This is a genomic window from Bradyrhizobium campsiandrae, from assembly GCF_014529705.1.
GTDB lineage: Bacteria > Pseudomonadota > Alphaproteobacteria > Rhizobiales > Xanthobacteraceae > Bradyrhizobium > Bradyrhizobium campsiandrae.
In genome coordinates, this window is the sequence record NZ_JAANIH010000333.1 from 1 (window position 1) to 249 (window position 249).

Here is a 249-nt window from a genome sequence, read left to right on the forward strand (position 1 = left end):
CCGGCAGGAAGCCGCCACCTGATTGCACCAAGGTGATGCAGGGCAGCCGGTGTTGCCACGCAAACAACTGGGCGCGGGTATGCTTCTTCGTTGTCATGCCGAACAGCGTCCCGCCCTTCACTGTGGCGTCGTTGGCGATCAGCATGCAGGCGCGGCCCGACACCATTCCAACGCCGGTGACGATGCTGCCGCCGGGCGGCACGCCGTCATACATGCCTTCGCCCGCGAACTGGCAAAATTCGAGGAACG

The 249-nt window shown here is 64.3% G+C and carries 1 protein-coding gene; it reads right to left on the reverse strand.

Going from position 1 to position 249, the window contains the following annotated elements:
* Nucleotides 1-249: carboxyl transferase domain-containing protein (locus G8O24_RS43315; RefSeq protein ID WP_283815676.1), on the reverse strand; the 249-nt coding region annotated here is incomplete at both ends.